This window comes from Ramlibacter paludis, assembly GCF_022012305.1.
Lineage (GTDB): Bacteria > Pseudomonadota > Gammaproteobacteria > Burkholderiales > Burkholderiaceae_C > Ramlibacter > Ramlibacter paludis.
On the sequence record NZ_JAKLTM010000004.1, the window covers coordinates 198,642 to 213,918 of the forward strand.

General features: G+C 68.8%; 16 protein-coding genes. 7 read left to right on the forward strand and 9 right to left on the reverse strand.

Features of this window, described 5'->3' with window-relative positions; genetic code table 11:
- Positions 1-102: 102 nt before the first annotated feature.
- The 3 genes from rpsO to LZ009_RS14580 all read right to left on the reverse strand — a co-directional run bounded on the left by rpsO (position 103) and on the right by LZ009_RS14580 (position 2,951).
- The gene (gene rpsO, locus LZ009_RS14570; protein WP_275698673.1) at positions 103-366 is read right to left on the reverse strand and encodes a 30S ribosomal protein S15; all 264 of its coding nucleotides are present in this window, start codon (positions 364-366) and stop codon (positions 103-105) included.
- A gap of 142 nt (positions 367-508) precedes the next feature.
- Complete coding sequence (locus LZ009_RS14575) at positions 509-1,666, reverse strand: pyridoxal phosphate-dependent aminotransferase (RefSeq protein WP_275698674.1); 1,158 nt, start codon at positions 1,664-1,666, stop codon at positions 509-511.
- A gap of 13 nt (positions 1,667-1,679) precedes the next feature.
- Positions 1,680-2,951: a branched-chain amino acid ABC transporter substrate-binding protein gene (locus tag LZ009_RS14580; protein WP_275698675.1), complete on the reverse strand. Its 1,272-nt coding sequence runs from the start codon at positions 2,949-2,951 to the stop codon at positions 1,680-1,682.
- A 141-nt stretch (positions 2,952-3,092) separates the two neighbouring features.
- Between LZ009_RS14580 and LZ009_RS14585 the strand changes: the two genes are divergently transcribed.
- Complete coding sequence (locus LZ009_RS14585) at positions 3,093-3,470, forward strand: Hsp20/alpha crystallin family protein (RefSeq protein ID WP_275698676.1); 378 nt, start codon at positions 3,093-3,095, stop codon at positions 3,468-3,470.
- Between the two features lie 146 nt (positions 3,471-3,616).
- On the opposite strand, the gene LZ009_RS14590 is transcribed toward LZ009_RS14585, so the two are convergent.
- From LZ009_RS14590 to LZ009_RS14600, 3 genes are all read right to left on the reverse strand, one after another.
- A complete protein-coding gene (locus LZ009_RS14590) occupies positions 3,617-5,389 on the reverse strand; it encodes an HD-GYP domain-containing protein (RefSeq protein ID WP_275698677.1) in 1,773 nt (590 codons plus the stop codon).
- 83 nt (positions 5,390-5,472) lie between these two features.
- Positions 5,473-5,865 (reverse strand): tautomerase family protein, encoded by a 393-nt coding sequence (locus LZ009_RS14595; protein WP_275698678.1) that lies wholly within the window; start codon positions 5,863-5,865, stop codon positions 5,473-5,475.
- A 3-nt stretch (positions 5,866-5,868) separates the two neighbouring features.
- A complete protein-coding gene (locus LZ009_RS14600; protein ID WP_275698679.1) occupies positions 5,869-6,003 on the reverse strand; it encodes a hypothetical protein in 135 nt (44 codons plus the stop codon).
- A gap of 107 nt (positions 6,004-6,110) precedes the next feature.
- Between LZ009_RS14600 and LZ009_RS14605 the strand changes: the two genes are divergently transcribed.
- Entirely contained in the window at positions 6,111-7,004 is an 894-nt protein-coding gene (locus LZ009_RS14605) for a LysR family transcriptional regulator (protein ID WP_275698680.1), read from the forward strand.
- Between the two features lie 6 nt (positions 7,005-7,010).
- Here LZ009_RS14605 and LZ009_RS24305 read toward each other — a convergent pair whose 3' ends face one another.
- The 3 genes from LZ009_RS24305 to tsaD are packed head-to-tail and all read right to left on the reverse strand — an operon-like array spanning position 7,011 to position 8,661.
- Positions 7,011-7,250, reverse strand: a complete 240-nt coding sequence (locus LZ009_RS24305; RefSeq protein ID WP_346730743.1) for a hypothetical protein — start codon at positions 7,248-7,250, stop codon at positions 7,011-7,013.
- Positions 7,235-7,630, reverse strand: a complete 396-nt coding sequence (locus LZ009_RS24310) for a class I SAM-dependent methyltransferase (protein ID WP_346730744.1) — start codon at positions 7,628-7,630, stop codon at positions 7,235-7,237. The genes LZ009_RS24305 and LZ009_RS24310 overlap by 16 nt, the downstream gene beginning before the upstream one ends.
- The gene (tsaD, locus tag LZ009_RS14615; protein WP_275698681.1) at positions 7,627-8,661 is read right to left on the reverse strand and encodes a tRNA (adenosine(37)-N6)-threonylcarbamoyltransferase complex transferase subunit TsaD; all 1,035 of its coding nucleotides are present in this window, start codon (positions 8,659-8,661) and stop codon (positions 7,627-7,629) included. Before tsaD ends, LZ009_RS24310 begins: the two co-directional genes overlap by 4 nt.
- 46 nt (positions 8,662-8,707) lie before the next feature.
- Here tsaD and LZ009_RS14620 point away from each other — a divergent pair, with 46 nt between their 5' ends.
- The 5 genes from LZ009_RS14620 to LZ009_RS14640 all read left to right on the forward strand — a co-directional run bounded on the left by LZ009_RS14620 (position 8,708) and on the right by LZ009_RS14640 (position 15,273).
- Entirely contained in the window at positions 8,708-9,913 is a 1,206-nt protein-coding gene (locus LZ009_RS14620) for a nitrate regulatory protein (RefSeq protein ID WP_275698682.1), read from the forward strand.
- Positions 9,914-10,209: 296 nt separating this feature from the next.
- Positions 10,210-11,499, forward strand: coding sequence for a CmpA/NrtA family ABC transporter substrate-binding protein (locus tag LZ009_RS14625; RefSeq protein ID WP_275698683.1), 1,290 nt, complete (start codon positions 10,210-10,212; stop codon positions 11,497-11,499).
- Positions 11,496-12,347 carry a nitrate ABC transporter permease gene (gene ntrB, locus LZ009_RS14630; RefSeq protein ID WP_275698684.1) on the forward strand — a complete coding sequence of 284 codons (852 nt, stop codon included), beginning with the start codon at positions 11,496-11,498 and terminating at the stop codon, positions 12,345-12,347. Before LZ009_RS14625 ends, ntrB begins: the two co-directional genes overlap by 4 nt.
- A complete protein-coding gene (locus LZ009_RS14635; protein ID WP_275698685.1) occupies positions 12,344-13,171 on the forward strand; it encodes an ABC transporter ATP-binding protein in 828 nt (275 codons plus the stop codon). The genes ntrB and LZ009_RS14635 overlap by 4 nt, the downstream gene beginning before the upstream one ends.
- Positions 13,171-15,273 (forward strand): ATP-binding protein, encoded by a 2,103-nt coding sequence (locus LZ009_RS14640; RefSeq protein WP_275698686.1) that lies wholly within the window; start codon positions 13,171-13,173, stop codon positions 15,271-15,273. Before LZ009_RS14635 ends, LZ009_RS14640 begins: the two co-directional genes overlap by 1 nt.
- The last annotated feature ends 4 nt before the right edge of the window (positions 15,274-15,277 follow it).

Sequence of the window (15,277 nt, forward strand, 5' to 3'; positions counted from 1 at the left end):
CCTGAGGAATGACACAGCGTCTGTCCGGTCTCGGTCGCTCCGAAGTAAAAAACGCCTGAGGCAGTGCGAGACCGTCTCAGGCGTTCATGCGGCGTGGGCTGCTTACTTGCGCAGGCCCAGCTTGCCGATCAGGGCCGTGTAGCGCTCGGCGTCCTTGTTCTTCAGGTACGCGAGCAGGCTCTTGCGGCGGTTCACCATGCGCAGCAGGCCGCGGCGGCCGTGGTGGTCCTTGGCGTGCGTCTTGAAGTGCGGGGTGAGCTCGTTGATTCGGGCGGTCAGCAGTGCGACTTGCACTTCGGGGCTGCCGGTGTCGTTGGCGCCGCGCGCGTTAGCGGCGACGACCTCTGCCTTGTTGATGGCGGTCATGGTGTGTCCTTGAAGATTTTTGACTTGCGGTGGGCTGCCGGATCTGCGGCCCACCGTGCGCTCTGCGGAATGCAGAACCCGAGGATTATAGCCGAGAGCGGGAAACCGCCCGTAGTCCCCGCGAAGGCGGGGATCCAGGGGGTTATTTCGCCGCGAGCCAGGTCCCCAGCCGATCAACGCCTTGGCGCAACCGGGCAAGGTCTTTGGAGGCAAAGCACCACCGCAGCCATCCCTGCGCCTCCGGCGCAAAAGCATTCCCCGGCGCCAGCCCGATCCCCGCTTCAGCCACCAGCCGCTTGGCCAGCGCCAGCGAATCGCCGTAGCCGTCCAGCTTGAAGAAGGCGTACATCCCGCCGTCGGCCGGCGCGACCTGCACGCCCGGCAGCTTCTGCAGCAGAGGCACCAGCGTGTCACGGCACAGCTTGAGGTGCTGCACCACCCGCGGCGTCACTTCGTCGGTGCGGGTGATCGCCGCGATGGCGGCGCGCTGGGTGAAGACGCTGGCGCAGGAGGTGTTGAACTCGATCAGCTTGCCCATGGCGTGCGTCAGCGAGGGCGGCATCACCAGCCAACCCAGGCGCCAGCCGGTCATCAGGAAGCTCTTGGAGAAGCTGTGCACGACGATGAGGCGGTCTTCCGGCTGCGCCACGTCGAGGAAGCTGGGCGCGCAGCCGTTGGAACTGGGGGCGTAGTAGAGGCGCTCGTAGACCTCGTCGGCAAGGATCCAGGTGCCGGTGGCACGGCAATGCGCCACGATCGCCTGCTGCTCGGCGCGGGAGAGTGTCCAACCGGTGGGATTGTTGGGTGCGTTGACGATCAGCAGGCGCGTGGCCGGCGTGATGGCCGCCAGCAGCGCCTGCAGGTCGAGCTTCCAGGCACCGTCCCGCGGCTGCAGTGACACCCGCTTGAGCTTCGCGCCCATGATCTGCGCCTGCGCGGTCAGGTTGGGCCAGACCGGCGTGACGGCCACGACTTCGTCGCCGGCGTCCACCACGGCCTGCACCGCCAGCATCAGCGCGTTGACGCCGCCCGAGGTGACCGCGATCCGTTCGGCGCCGACCGGGCCGTGCAGCTTCGTTGTGTAGGCCGCGATGGCTTCGCGCAGTTCCGGCAGCCCGAGGTTGTGCGCGTAGAAGGTCTCGCCGGCCTGCAGCGATTCGATCGCCGCCTGGCGGATGAAGTCGGGCGTGACCTCGTCGCTCTCGCCGAACCAGAAGGCCAGCACGTCGCTGCGCCCCATGCCGGCGTTGGCCACTTCACGGATCTTGGATTCTTCGAGGTCGAGGACGGTCTGGCGCATAGGACGGTGAGTATCAGGCGGGACGGATCATCTTGCAGGCGTGGGGCATTTCCGCCTGCGGCGGCGTGATCTGCCGCACCACGCGGAAGCCGTAGCCCGAGCCTTCGACGTCGAACTTCACGCCGGGCGTGCCCTGGCGGTCCATCACGCCCACCACCAGCGGCTGCTGGAACTGGTGGTCGGCCGCGCGCATGCGGCCCGCCCAGCCGGAGAAGCTCACCGCGGCCTGCTCCAGCGCATTCGCCAGCGGCACCGCCTCGACGCCGCCCGCCTTCTCGATAGCCTGGGCCAGCGCCTCCACCATCAACTGCAGCCGCATGTGCACGTAGTCGTCGGCGGGATTGGGATAGCGCTTGCGGAACGACTGGTAGAAGGCCTCGCTCGGGCCCGCCGGCACGTTGGGCAGCCAGTCGGCCACCGCCACCACCTTGCCGACACCGGCCTCGCCGATCGCCGCCGGCGCGCCGAGCGCGTTGCCGTAGAAGGTGTAGAAGCGCCCGTCGAAGCCCGCCTCGCGCGCCGCCTTCACCAGCAAGGTCAGGTCGTTGCTGAAATTGCCGGTGATGACGGCGTCGGCCCCGCTCGCCTTGATCTTGGCCGCGTAAGGCGCGAAGTCCTTAACGCGCAGCAGCGGATGCAGTTCGTCGCCGACGATCTGCACGTCGGGCCGCTGCAGCCCGAGCTGGCGCCGCGCCTCGCGCAGCACGCCCTGGCCGAAGCTGTAGTCCTGCCCGATCAGGTAGGCCGACTTCACGGCCTTGTCCTCGCGCAGCACCGACATCAGCGCGCCCATGCGCATGTCGGCATGGGCGTCGAAGCGGAAATGCCAGAAGCTGCACTTCTCGTTGGTGAGCGAAGGGTCGACCGCGGAGTAGTTCAGGAACACCACGCGGCGCTGCGGCTCGCGTTCGTTGTGCTTGGCCACCGCTTCCGAGAGCGCCGCCGCCACCGCGGACGAGTTGCCCTGCAGCACGATGCGCGCGCCGTCGTCGATGGCGGAGCGCAGCGAAGCGATGGCTTCCTCGATCTGGCCCTTGCTGTCGTAGCGATCGAGCTGCAGCAGCCGCTGGCCGTCGCGCGTCTTCACGCCGCCGCGCTGGTTGACGCGTTCCACCGCCCACACCAGGTTGCGGAACACCGCCTCGCCGCCGTTGGCATTGCCGCCGGACAGGCCTTCGATCATGGCCAGCTTGATGGGCGCGGCAGCCGGCTGCGTGAACGCGGAGGCGGGAAGAAATGCAGCCGCGGCCAGCGATTTCAAGATGCGGCGGCGAAGAATTTTCATGCGTGGGTCAGCCCTTGAAAACCACCGCCGGGTTCGCAGATTGTGTGCATGCGGCGATCGCGTTTGAGAGCCGCGCAGTTTAAGGGACGCGAAGGCACCGATCGCGCCGCGTCCACCGTTTTCAACGCCAGGAGTTTTGCCATGTATTTCGCCCCCGCCCTGCGCACCCGCAGCTACGCCCCGGCCCGCGGCTTCGACCGCAGCTTCGAGCGCTTTCTCTCCGAAGCCTTCTTCGCCCCGGCCCAGGGCGCGCTGAAGGTGGAACAGTCCGATGACGCCTGGACCCTGTCGCTCGACGTCCCCGGCGTCGCCCGCGAGCAGCTGACCATCGAGGTCGACGGCGCCGTGGTCCGCCTGGCCACCGTAGCCGATGCGCCGCGCCCCTTCAAGGCCGCCTACGAGCTGCCCGCCGAGATCGACGCGGATGCGACTTCCGCCAAGCTGGAAAACGGCGTGCTGACGCTGACGCTGGGCAAGAAGAAGCCGGTCGTCACGTCCCGGACCATCGCGGTGCAGTAAGCCTTCGGGTGGAAGAACAAAAGCGGCCTGCGGGCCGCTTTTTTCGTGCCAACCCATGTCATTGCGGGCTTGACCCGCAGTCCATCTCCCGTCGTCCGGTCAGGCATGCGGTGATGGATCCCGGGTCAAGCCCGGGATGACAAGTGTCAAACGCCCAGGAGGTCCACTTCGTCGATCTGCTCCGGCGTCAGGAACTGCCGCGCGTAGTCCAGGTACACGCCCGAGTCGATGAACAGCCGGAACAGGTCGCCGTCGATGTGCCTGTCCTTGACCATCATGCGCATGATGCGGATCGATTCGGACAGGGTCTTGGGCCGCTTGTAGGGCCGGTCGGCGGCGGTCAGCGCCTCGAAGATGTCGGCGATCGCCATCACCCGCGCCGGCACCGACATCTGCTCGCCCTTCAGCCCGCGCGGATAGCCGGTGCCGTCCATCTTCTCGTGGTGGCCGCCCGCGTACTCCGGCACGCGGCGCAGGTGGCGCGGCCAGGGCAGCGACTCCAGCATCACGATGGTCTGCGCCATGTGCTCGTTGATCTTGTAGCGGTCTTCCTCGGTCAGCGTGCCGCGCCCGATCGACAGGTTGTAGACCTCCCCCAGGTTGAACTCGCGCTCGGGCGCTTTCATCGTGAAGCCCCAGGGATTGCCGGGCGCCGACAGCCGCAGGCCTTCGCGCGAACTGACGTGGTCGTAGCGGTCCTCCAGCAGCTTCTCCTCCACCGGCAGCGGCCGCTCCGGAATCGCCTCGCGGCGCTTGCTCTCGGCGTACGAGATGCCGATGCGATTGGACAATGTGCGCGTCCAGGTGCGCTCCGCGATCTTGTGCAGGCGGGCGACCTTGTCCGGCGCCATGAATTCGCCGCCCACGTTGCAGGCGCCGACGAAGGCGAATTCCTCATCGAGTTCGGCAACCTGCGTTTCGTAGGCCTGCTTCAAGGCCTGCGCATCGCCGCCGGCCAGCAGGCCCTTGAGCATCGCGATCTCCGCGTCGCGCTTGAGCACCTCGAACCGCATCCTGACTTCGTGGATGCGGTCGTAGATCGCCTCCAGCTTGGTCGCCTTGTCGACGATGTGTTCCGGCGTCACCACCTTGCCGCAGTCGTGCAGCCAGCTGGCGACGCGCAGCTCGTACCACTCGGCCTCGGTCAGGTCGAAGCCGGCAAACGGCCCCTCTTCCGCCTGGCAGGCGGCGCGCACCAGCATCTCGGTGAGCACCGGCACGCGCTGGCAGTGGCCGCCGGTGTAGGGCGACTTGGTGTCGATGGCCTGCGCGATCAGCGCGACGAAGGCATCGAGCAGCACCTGCAACTCCTCGATCAGGTTGCGGTTGTCGATGGACACCGCGGCCTGCGAAGCCAGCGCGCTCACCACCGGCAGCAAGGCGTCGTCGAAAGCCACCACGCGGCCGGCGTCGTCGCGGGCGTTGATCAACTGCAGCACGCCGATGACGAAACCCGCGTGGTTCTTCAGCGGCACGTTCAGGAAGGATTGCGAGCGGTAGCCCAGGCGCCGGTCGAAGGCCTCGGTGCCGGAGAAATCGAGGTCGTCGGTGTGCGTGTAGGCGTCGGGGATGTTGACGATCTCGCCGGTGTTCGCGCAGTAGGAGGCGACGTTGTTCAGGTTGGGGCGGCCGTCGGGATGGCTCAATGGCACCGGCGGCAAGTCGATCGCCGCGCCGCTGGTCCCGCCCAGCGCCAGGCCCAGCGTGTCGTTGCGCACGATCTGGAAGGTGAGTTCGCGGCCCTTGTTCTTCAGGTACAGCGTGCCGGCGTCGGCGCGCGTGATCTTCTTGGCCTCCAGCAGGATGCGCTCGCGCAACCGCGCCGGGTCGCGCTCGGCGGACAAGGCGATGCCGATCTCGATCAGCTCGCGGTAGGTTTCGCTGGCGGCCTGCGCCGCCGCGCCCTCGCTGGAATCCATGGGATGCCTCCCTGTGTACGGGAGGTTACATCTACCGGGACTTTTGCGTAGCTCTGCGGTGGGTTCGCCGGCGCGAACCCACCCTACAAGGGGGAAGTCGCGTGGCGTCGCGCGGCCTGGGTCTTGCCGCCGTAGCCCCAGTCCCCCGCCGGCAACTCGCGCACGACCACGTAGCTGGCCTCCTCCAGGCCGCCAAGGTGCTGGCGCAGGAGGCGATGCGCCTCCCCGATGAACTCCTGCTTCGCTTCGGCCGTGTTGGTCCCCGCGGTGATGCTGACCTCGAGGCGCGCGGTCGGCCCGGCCGGCGTCTTGCCGCCGATGAACCAGCGCGAGCCCACGACCTCCTCCACCAGCACCGCCGTCACTTCCTCGCGCTTGCCCAGGACGCGGTTGGTCAGGGCCGTCAGCTCGCGCGCCAGGCCGGCCAGGCGGGGCGCGGGAACGGGCGGCGTCAATTGCAGTTGCAGCGTGGGCATGGCTCAGGCCTCCAGGTGCGCCAGGTGGCGGAAGCGGCGCAGCACCGCATCCCAGAAGGCATGCAGCGCCTGCTGCCGCAGCACGTGGGCGCGCCGGGTCGCGGCGTCACGCAGGCGGGTGTATTCGTTGGTGCTCATGGCGCTTCCTTTCGTCGGTGCAGTGACTCTAGGAAAGACCCGCCGCGCCGGAAACGGCACCGGCGGCAAATCGGTTTTGCGCGCCCTGCAAGGCTAGGATGCGGGCCATGCACAAGCTCCAGTTCGACGAGTTGGCCCTGTTCGCGCGGGTGGCGGACCTGGGCTCGTTGTCCGCGGTGGCGCGCGAGCGCGACGTGCCGGTCAGCCAGGTGTCACGCGCCCTCGATCGGCTGGAGCAAGCCTGCGGCGCCAAGCTGCTGCGCCGCTCCACGCACGGCCTGTCGCTCACCGAGGAGGGCCGGACCTTCCTGGCCTACAGCCGGCGCGCGGTCGACGCGCTGGAGGAACTGCAAGGCCAGTTCGCCGAACACGCCGGCGAGCCGAGCGGCGTGGTGCGCGTGGCCGCCAGCACCATCGTCGCGCAGTACCAGCTGGTGCCCAGCCTGCCGGGCCTGGCGCAACGCCATCCGCGCATCGCGATCGACCTCGAAGTGGGCGACCGCCTGCTGGACCTGGCGCGCGACGGCATCGACATCGCCATCCGCACGTCGAACAGCCTGCCGGACACGGTGGTTGCGCGGCAGATCGGCACGCTGGGGCGCGCCCTGTACGCGGCGCCGGCGTATGCCAAGGCGCATGGTTTGCCCGCGGCGATCGGCGAGTTATCGGAGCATCGGCTGGTGAGCAACAACACGGTGCCTTCGCTGAACGACTGGCCCTTCGTGGTCGACGGCAGCCCGCAGCGCTTTGCAGCGCAAGGGCATTGGCGCGCCAACGACACGGGGATGGCGGCAGCCATGGTGCTCGAAGGCCTGGGCATCGGCCGGCTGGCGACGCTGGTGGGCGATGGGCTGGTGAAGCAGGGGCTGCTGGTGACTGTGCTGGCGGATTGCGTGGACCTGCAGCCCGTGCCGGTTTATGCGGTGACGGCCGGGACGCGTCAGCGGCTGCCCAAGATCAAGGCTTGCCTGGATTACTGGACCGAGTGGTTCGCGAAGTGAGTGGCGTCAGCGCTTGCGCGCCACGAGCCCGATCAAAGCCGAATGTCCCTTGTGGCCGGTCCCCTCGGCCAGCTCACCCTCGTACTCCCGCAGCTCGACGATCTCCAGCCCCTTGAACGCCTTGCGCAACAGCTGCGGCGTGTACAGGTGCGACGCGACCGGCGGCCCGCCGGTGCGGTACTCCAGCTGCCTGGGCGTGTACCCCTGCAGCACCAGCGTGCCGCCCGGCTTCAGGCAGCGCACCATGCCCTCGAAGATCCGCGCGCGCAGCGGCGGCGGCGCGAACTGGAGAAGATCGCCGCGACGCCGTCGTACAGCGCCTCCGGCCAGGCCAGTTCCGCGACATCGGCCACCGCGAAGTCCACCTCGGCGCCCTGCTCCGCCGCCAGTTTGCGCGCCTTGGCGACGCCGACCTCCGAAATGTCGAAGGCATCGACCCGCAGGCCTTGCCGGGCCAGCCAGACGCTGTTGCGGCCCTCGCCGTCCGCCACGGCCAGCACGCGGTCGCCACGCTGCCAGAAATGCGCGTGTTCCTGCAGCCACTTGTTCGGCGCCAGGCCGAACAGGTAGCCGTCCGCCGAGAAGCGCTTGTTCCAGGTGCCGCGTGGATCGTCGAAGTTCTTCACGCGACGATCTCCTGCAGCGGCCAGCGCGGCTTGACGTCGAAGGCATAGGTCGGCGTCGCCTCCTGCACGCCGGCCTGCAGGCGCATGGCCGCGGCCAGCGCGATCATGGCGCCGTTGTCGGTGCACAGCGCCAGCTCCGGGTAGTGCACCCGCACGCCGCGCTTGGCGCAGGCCGCATCCAGCTGTTCGCGCAGGCGCCGGTTGGCGCCGACCCCGCCCGCCACCACGATGCGCTGCAGCCCGCTGCGCTCCAGCGCCATCAGCGATTTCTTCACCAGCACGTCGACGATCGCCGCCTCGGTGGACGCCGCCAGGTCGGCCTTGCGCGCCTCCAGTTCGGCGCCGAGCTTGTGGGTCTGCGTCAGCACCGCCGTCTTCAATCCGGCAAAGGAGAAATCGAGGTCGCCGCTGTGCAGCAGCGGCCGCGGCAGCTTGAAGGCCGCGGGGTCGCCCTGCTGCGCCATCCTGGAAAGCGCCGGGCCGCCCGGATAGCCGAGCCCCAGCAGCTTGGCCGACTTGTCGAAGGCCTCGCCCGCCGCGTCGTCGATGGTCTCGCCCAGCAGCTGGTAGGAGCCGACGCGGTCGACCTGCATCAACTGCGTGTGCCCGCCCGACACCAGCAGTGCGATGAAGGGAAACTCCGGCGGATCGGCGCTCAGGAAAGGCGACAGCAGGTGGCCCTCGAGGTGGTGCACGCCCAGCACCGGCTTGCCCAGCGCCGCGCCCAGCGCACAGGCCACGCCCGCGCCGACCAGCAGCGCGCCGGCCAGGCCGGGGCCGCGGGTGTAGGCCACGACGTCGACGTCCGCGAGCGCATGGCCCGCTTCGGCCAGCACCTGGCGCGCCAGCGGCAGCACGCGGCGGATGTGGTCGCGGCTGGCGAGCTCGGGCACCACGCCCCCATAGGCCTGGTGCATTTCGATCTGGCTATGCAGCGCGTGCGCCAGCAGCGCCGGCACGCGCGCCTGGCTGGTTTCGACGAGCGCCACGCCGGTTTCGTCGCATGACGATTCGATGCCCAACACGATCATGAGAGGAGTTTAGTCCTCGGCATGGTTGTTGCTGTGTGGAGGGGACATGAAGTCCGGATCCAGCTTCCTCCTTGCCGCCCGCCAGTGCGAGATCGCCGAGCTCGAGCAGCTCGCCCGCACCTGCGAGCTGGTGGGCGTGATCGGCCGGCTGGTGCACGCGCTGCAGCGCGAGCGCGGCCTGGCCAGCGTCTTCCTCAGCTCGCAGGGCGCCATCTACGCCGCCCAGCGCGAGCAGCAGGCCGCGGCCTGCCGCGTGGTGGAGCAGGAGGTGCGGGTGCACTTCGAGCAGCTGGACACCGATGCCAGCCGCGTGCGCAACGGCTCGCGCCTCTTCAGCCGGGTGGCGGTGGCGCTGCACGGCTTGGAGGGCCTGCCCGTCCTGCGGGAGCGCATTGCCGCCCAGGCCTGCGAGGCGCCCGAAGCCACGGCGGCCTACATCAAGCTCGTGGCCGCCCTGCTGGCCGTGGTGTTCGAGGCGGCCGACGCCGCCACCGACCCCGAAGTCTCGCGCGCGCTGGTGGCGATGTTCAACTTCATGCAGGGCAAGGAGTTCGCCGGCCAGGAACGCGCATTCGGCGCCCGCGCGTTTGCCGCCGGCGCGATCGCGCCCGAAGGCGTCCAGCAGTGGCGCCACCTGATCGACGCGCAGCAGGGCTGCTTCCAGGCCTTCGCCGACTTTTCCGATCCGGAAGTGCTGCGCGCCGACCAGGCCAGCCGCGACCCCGCGGTGCTGGCTGAACTGGAGCGCCTGCGCCGCATCGGCTGCACCTCCCGCGGCCCGCTGGAGCAGGAGGCCAGCCACGCCTGGTACGCCTGCTGCACGCGCCGCATCGACGCGATGAAGGAGGTCGAGGACCTGCTGGCCCTCAACCTGCGGCGCCTGTGCGAGACCCGCATCGCGCAGACGCGCGCCGAGCTGCGCGACCAGCGCGCCCTGCTGGAGGAGATCGCCAGCCGGCCGGTGGGGACGGCGCCGTATGGCCCGCAGCTGGAACGCTCGATCCTCGACATGGTGCAGGAGCAGTCGCGCCGCCTGCAGGCCATGAGCGACGAGCTCGATGCGGTGCGCTCCACCTTGAACGAGCGCAAGGTGGTCGAGCGCGCCAAGGGCCTGCTGATGGCGCACCGCGCGATGAGCGAGGACGAGGCGTACAAGGCGCTGCGCCAGATGGCGATGAACCAGAACCGCAGGCTGGTGGACGTGGCCGGGGCGGTGCTGTCGCTGGCGGATGTGCTGCCGGGGGGAAGGTGATGCACTGTTGCGGTGCACAAATGCGGTGCGCGCGAGCGCGCCAAGCCGCGGTTCGCGCGGCTCACCACGGCCTACGGGGCCAACGGCTTCACCCGTAGGCCGTGGTGAGCGCGAGGCCGAACCGCGGCTTTCACGCCCGCTGGCACGGTCCCTGCTAACTCTCCCGCAACCGGGCGCCAATGGCGGCGCGCGATCGAGTTTCCCGAATCCGGACAACGGCGTCCATCCCCGTGCGCGAAAGCGCGCGGTGCGATGGACGCCGTTTTCTTTTTTTTCCTCGCAACCTGGAGCACACGATGCACGACTCGCACAACACGGTTTCCCGCCGCACCATCCTCAAGGGCGCCGCCCTCGCCGCTGGCTTCCCCGGCATCGTGATGGCGCAAGGCACCGCACTCGAAACCAAGGCCGCGAAGCTGGGCTTCATCGCACTGACCGACGCCGCGCCGCTGTTCGTGGCCGACGAGAAGGGCTTCTTCAAGAAGCACGGCATGACCGAGGTCGAGGTCGCCAAGCAATCGTCCTGGGGCGCCACGCGCGACAACCTGGTGCTGGGCTCGAAGAACGCCGGCATCGACGGCGCGCACATCCTCACGCCCATGCCTTACCTGATCACGACCGGCGCCACCACCGCCAACAACGTGCAGGTGCCGATGGTGATCCTGGCCCGCCTCAACCTGGGCGGCCAGTGCATCTCGGTGGCCAACGAGTACAAGGACCTGAAGGTCGGCCTCGACAACAGCAACTTCGGCAAGGCGCTGCTGGCCAAGCGCCTGAAGACCGGCAAGCCCGTCAACGCCGCCATGACCTTCCCCGGCGGCACCCACGACATGTGGATGCGCTACTGGATGGCCGCCGGCGGCGTGGACCCCAACCGCGACATCAACACCATCACCGTGCCGCCCCCGCAGATGGTGGCCAACATGAAGGTGGGCAGCATGGACACCTTCTGCGTCTGCGAGCCCTGGAACCTGCAGCTGATCCACCAGAAGATCGGCTACACCGCGCTCACCACCAGCGAACTCTGGATGAACCATCCGGAGAAGGCCTTCGCCATGCGCGCCGACTACGTGCAGGCCAATCCCAATGCCACCAAGGCGCTGCTGAAGGCCGTGATGGAAGCGCAGATGTACTGCGAGGACCCGAAGAACCGCGCCGAGGTGGCCGAGATCTGCGCCCGCCGCCGCTGGATCAACGCCCCGGTGGAGGACATCGTCGACCGCATGAAGGGCGACTTCGACTACGGCACCGGCCGCGTCGAGGGCAACAGCAAGTTCCAGATGCGCTACTGGAAGGACCAGGCGTCCTATCCCTTCCAGAGCCACGACCTGTGGTTCCTCACCGAGAACCAGCGCTGGGGCTACCTGCCGGCCAACCTGGACACCAAGTCGCTGATCGCCAAGGTGAACCGCGAGGACATCTGGCGCGCCGCCGCCAAGGAACTCGGCGTGGCCGCCAAGGACATCCCGACGTCCACCTCGCGCGGCGTCGAGAAGTTCTTCGACGGCAAGGTGTTCGACCCCGCCAACCCGAAGAAGTACCTCGACAGCCTGACGATCAAGGCCATGAAGGGCGCCTCGGCATGAGCACGCTCGAAACCCTACCCATCCCGGCCGCCGCGCCGGGCCGGCTGCGCGCGCTTGCCGACGGCGCGGCCCGCGGCTTCATGACCTACGTGCTGCCGCCACTGGTGATCATCGGCCTGCTGGTGCTGGTGTGGCAGGTGCTGGGCTCGCGCCCCGGCGCTTCCTTGCCCGCGCCGAGCAAGGTGGTGCAGGACACCTGGCAGCTGATCGCGCATCCCTGGTACGACCATGGCGGCAACGACGTCGGCATCGCCTGGCAGCTGCTGGCCAGCCTGAAGCGCGTGGCCTACGGCTATTCGCTCGCGGTGCTGGTGGGCGTGAGCCTGGGCGTGCTGGTCGGCCAGTCGACCTGGGCGCTGCGCGGCCTGGACCCGCTGTTCCAGGTGCTGCGCACGGTGCCGCCGCTTGCCTGGCTGCCGATCTCGCTGGCCGGCTTCCGCGACGGCAGCCCCTCGGCGATCTTCGTCATCTTCATCACCTCGATCTGGCCGATCATCATCAACACCTCGATCGGCATCCGCAACATCCCCGAGGACTACCGCAACGTCGCCAAGGTGGTGCGCCTGAACGGCATCGAGTACTTCGCCAAGATCATGCTGCCGGCGGCGGCGCCATTCATCTTCTCGGGGCTGCGCATCGGCGTGGGCCTGTCCTGGCTGGCGATCATCGCCGCCGAGATGCTGATCGGCGGCGTGGGCATCGGCTTCTTCATCTGGGACGCCTGGAACAGCTCGCGCATCAGCGACATCATCCTGGCCCTCTTCTACGTGGGCATGGTCGGCTTCGCGCTCGACCGCATCGTCGCCTTCATCGGCCACAAGGTCACCCGGGGAACCGCAGCATCATGAGCAACGCCTACCTGACCGTCTCCCGCGTCGACATGGCCTTCGGCGCCAACCAGGTGCTCAAGGGCATCGACCTCTCGGTGCAGCGCGGCGAGTACATCTCGCTGATCGGGCACTCCGGCTGCGGCAAGTCCACCGTGCTGAACATCGTGGCCGGCCTGCTGAAGGCCACGTCCGGCGGCGTGATCGTCGACGGGCGCGAAGTCAACGCCCCGGGACCGGACCGCGCCGTGGTGTTCCAGAACCACTCGCTGCTGCCCTGGCTCACGGTCTACCAGAACGTGGAACTGGCGGTCGACAAGATCTTCCGCGAGACGCGCACCAAGGCCGAACGGCGCGAGTGGATCCTGCACAACCTGGCGATGGTCAACATGTCGCATGCAATGCATTTGCTGCCCGCGCAGATCTCCGGCGGCATGAAGCAGCGCGTGGGGATCGCCCGCGCGCTGGCGATGGAGCCCAAGGTGCTGCTGCTGGACGAGCCCTTCGGCGCGCTCGACGCCCTCACCCGCGCCCACCTGCAGGACGAGGTGATCCGCATCCAGGGCGAGCTGGGCAACACGGTGATGATGATCACGCACGACGTCGACGAGGCGGTGCTGATGTCCGACCGCGTGGTGATGATGACCAACGGCCCGGCTGCCACCATCGGCCAGGTCATGGACGTGCCGCTGGCGCGTCCGCGCAATCGCATCGCGCTGGCGGAGGACAAGGTCTACAACCACTGCCGGCAGGAGATCCTGAGCTTCCTGTACGAGAAGCAGCGCAAGGTGGAGCCCATCGCGCTTTCGGCCGCCTTCGGCCGCCAGGAAAAGGCGGTTGCCTGATGGCTGCAGTGCTGCCCCTGGAAGCCGCCGCCGGCGCGCCTGCGCGGACGCGCACGCGCCGCGGCTTCGCCTTCGGCAAGTACCGCGAGATCATCATCGCGGTCGCCTTCTTCCTGCTGTTCGACCTGGGCGTCCTGGTCCTGAACTTCTACACCTCGTTCAAGATCGACCAGGACACCGTCGCCATCAACCTCGCCGGGCGCCAGCGCTACGTCTCGCAGCGCATCGCCCGCACTTTGCTGGAGCTCGATGCGGCGCGCGCCGCCGGCCGCTCCTACCGCAACGAGACCCTGGCCGAACTGCGGGCCGGCGCGAAGATCTTCGACATCTCGCAGTCCGCCTTCAAGTCGGGCGCCACCATTCCCGGCGGCGACGGCAAGCCCGTGTTCCTGGACGCAGTCACTTCCGATGCGGGCCGGGCGCTGGAAGCGAAGGTCGATGCGCTCTGGCAGCCCTACTACGAGAAGCTGCAGCCGCTGCTGCGCGACGGCTTCTCGCCGGAGGACCTGGCGGCGGCGCTGGCCTACAGCCAGGCGAACAACAGCGCGCTGCTCACCATCGCCAACGACTTCGTGACGGAGACGCAGGCGATCGGCGCCTCGCGGGCGAGCACGCTGCGCCAGGTGCAGACCGGCGGCATCGTGCTGGCGCTCCTGAACTTCGCCTTCATCCTGTTCAAGTTCCTGCGCCGGCTGCAGACCTCGGACGCGGCGATCGAAGCGGCGACCGAGGAGAACCGCGAAATCCTGCTGTCGGTGCGCGAAGGCCTGTTCCTGATCACGCCCGACTTCAAGCTCGGCTCGCAGCTGTCGAAGTCGGCGCACGCCCTCTTCGGCCGCACGCTGGCGCCGGGCCAGGACTTCCTGACGCTGCTGCAGCCGCTGCTGAGCGAGAAGTCGCTGTCGGACGCCCGCGACTACGTGCAGCTGCTGTTCGCGCCGCACGTGAAGGAAGCGCTGGTGCAAGGCATCAACCCGCTGTCGGAGGTGGAAGCGCTGGTGAAGAACCGGCTGGGCCAGGAAGTGACGCGCCACCTGTCCTTCCACTTCAACCGGGTGCAGGACGGCAGCGGGGTGCGCCACCTGCTGGTGACGGTGCAGGACATCTCGGCCCGCATCGAGCTGCAGCAGAAGCTGGCCGCCGAGCGGCAGCGCTCGCAGAAGGAATTCGAGATGCTGCTGAAGGCGATCGACGCCGACCCGCGGCTGCTGCGCCAGTTCGTCAGCCGCTCCGAGCAGCACCTGCTGGAAGTGAACGACCTGCTGCGCGCCACCTCCGGCGCGCAAGGCGAGGCCGCCGTCCTGCAACGCATCGACGAAGCGCGCCGCCGCATCCACGCGATCAAGGGCGATGCCGCCACGCTGGGGCTCGAGACCCTGGCCGCGCAGGCGCACGCCTTCGAGGACGCGCTGGACCGCATCCGCCAGGGCGGAAGCGGCGACCTGGGCAACGCCCTGCTCGCACTGCCCATGCCGCTGGAAGACCTGCTGAACAAGGTCGGTTCGCTCAAGAGCCTGACCGGGCTGCGGCGTCCCGAGGCGGCCGCGGCCGCGGGCTCCCTCGACATCCAGCTCGCGGAACTGGCCCAGGCCGTGGCGCGCGACGGCGGCAAGAAGGTGCAGGCCAGCGTGGCGCTGGCGGCGCTGGACGAATTGCCGGACGCCCAGTCCGACCTGGCGCGCGAGATCGCGGTGCAGCTGCTGCGCAATGCGGTGGCGCACGGCATCGAGGCGCCGCTCACGCGCACCGATGCGGGCAAGCCCGAGGCCGGCCAGGTCTCCGCGCGGCTGGAGCGCGCCGGCGCCGAGTGGACGCTCTCGGTGCGCGACGACGGCGCCGGCCTGTCCGCCCCGCGCATCCGCCGCAAGCTGCTGGAGCTGGGCTGGTACACGCAGGAGCAGGTCGCCGCCTTCGACGACCGGCAGGTGGTGTCGCACATCTTCAAGCCCGGCTTCTCCACCGCCGCGGCCGTGGGACAGCACGCCGGCCGCGGCGTCGGCATGGACGTGGTGCAGGAGAACGTGCGCAAGCTCGGCGCGCGCCTGCTGCTCGGTTCGACGCCCGGTGAATACACCGAATTCCAGATCAAGTTCCCCGCCTAGGAGA

Excerpts from the sequence above, each read along its gene's own strand:
- LZ009_RS14585 (WP_275698676.1), top strand. The coding sequence starts at position 3,093 with ATGTATTTCGCCCCCGCCCTGCGCACCCGCAGCTACGCCCCGGCCCGC.
- ntrB (WP_275698684.1), top strand. The coding sequence starts at position 11,496 with ATGAGCACGCTCGAAACCCTACCCATCCCGGCCGCCGCGCCGGGCCGG.
- LZ009_RS14640 (WP_275698686.1), top strand. The coding sequence starts at position 13,171 with ATGGCTGCAGTGCTGCCCCTGGAAGCCGCCGCCGGCGCGCCTGCGCGG.
- rpsO (WP_275698673.1), bottom strand. The coding sequence starts at position 366 with ATGACCGCCATCAACAAGGCAGAGGTCGTCGCCGCTAACGCGCGCGGC.
- LZ009_RS24305 (WP_346730743.1), bottom strand. The coding sequence starts at position 7,250 with ATGGTGCGCTGCCTGAAGCCGGGCGGCACGCTGGTGCTGCAGGGGTAC.
- LZ009_RS14605 (WP_275698680.1), top strand. The coding sequence starts at position 6,111 with ATGCACAAGCTCCAGTTCGACGAGTTGGCCCTGTTCGCGCGGGTGGCG.
- LZ009_RS14580 (WP_275698675.1), bottom strand. The coding sequence starts at position 2,951 with ATGAAAATTCTTCGCCGCCGCATCTTGAAATCGCTGGCCGCGGCTGCA.
- LZ009_RS14600 (WP_275698679.1), bottom strand. The coding sequence starts at position 6,003 with ATGAGCACCAACGAATACACCCGCCTGCGTGACGCCGCGACCCGGCGC.
- LZ009_RS14625 (WP_275698683.1), top strand. The coding sequence starts at position 10,210 with ATGCACGACTCGCACAACACGGTTTCCCGCCGCACCATCCTCAAGGGC.
- LZ009_RS14635 (WP_275698685.1), top strand. The coding sequence starts at position 12,344 with ATGAGCAACGCCTACCTGACCGTCTCCCGCGTCGACATGGCCTTCGGC.
- LZ009_RS14620 (WP_275698682.1), top strand. The coding sequence starts at position 8,708 with ATGAAGTCCGGATCCAGCTTCCTCCTTGCCGCCCGCCAGTGCGAGATC.
- LZ009_RS14575 (WP_275698674.1), bottom strand. The coding sequence starts at position 1,666 with ATGCGCCAGACCGTCCTCGACCTCGAAGAATCCAAGATCCGTGAAGTG.
- LZ009_RS14595 (WP_275698678.1), bottom strand. The coding sequence starts at position 5,865 with ATGCCCACGCTGCAACTGCAATTGACGCCGCCCGTTCCCGCGCCCCGC.
- LZ009_RS14590 (WP_275698677.1), bottom strand. The coding sequence starts at position 5,389 with ATGGATTCCAGCGAGGGCGCGGCGGCGCAGGCCGCCAGCGAAACCTAC.
- tsaD (WP_275698681.1), bottom strand. The coding sequence starts at position 8,661 with ATGATCGTGTTGGGCATCGAATCGTCATGCGACGAAACCGGCGTGGCG.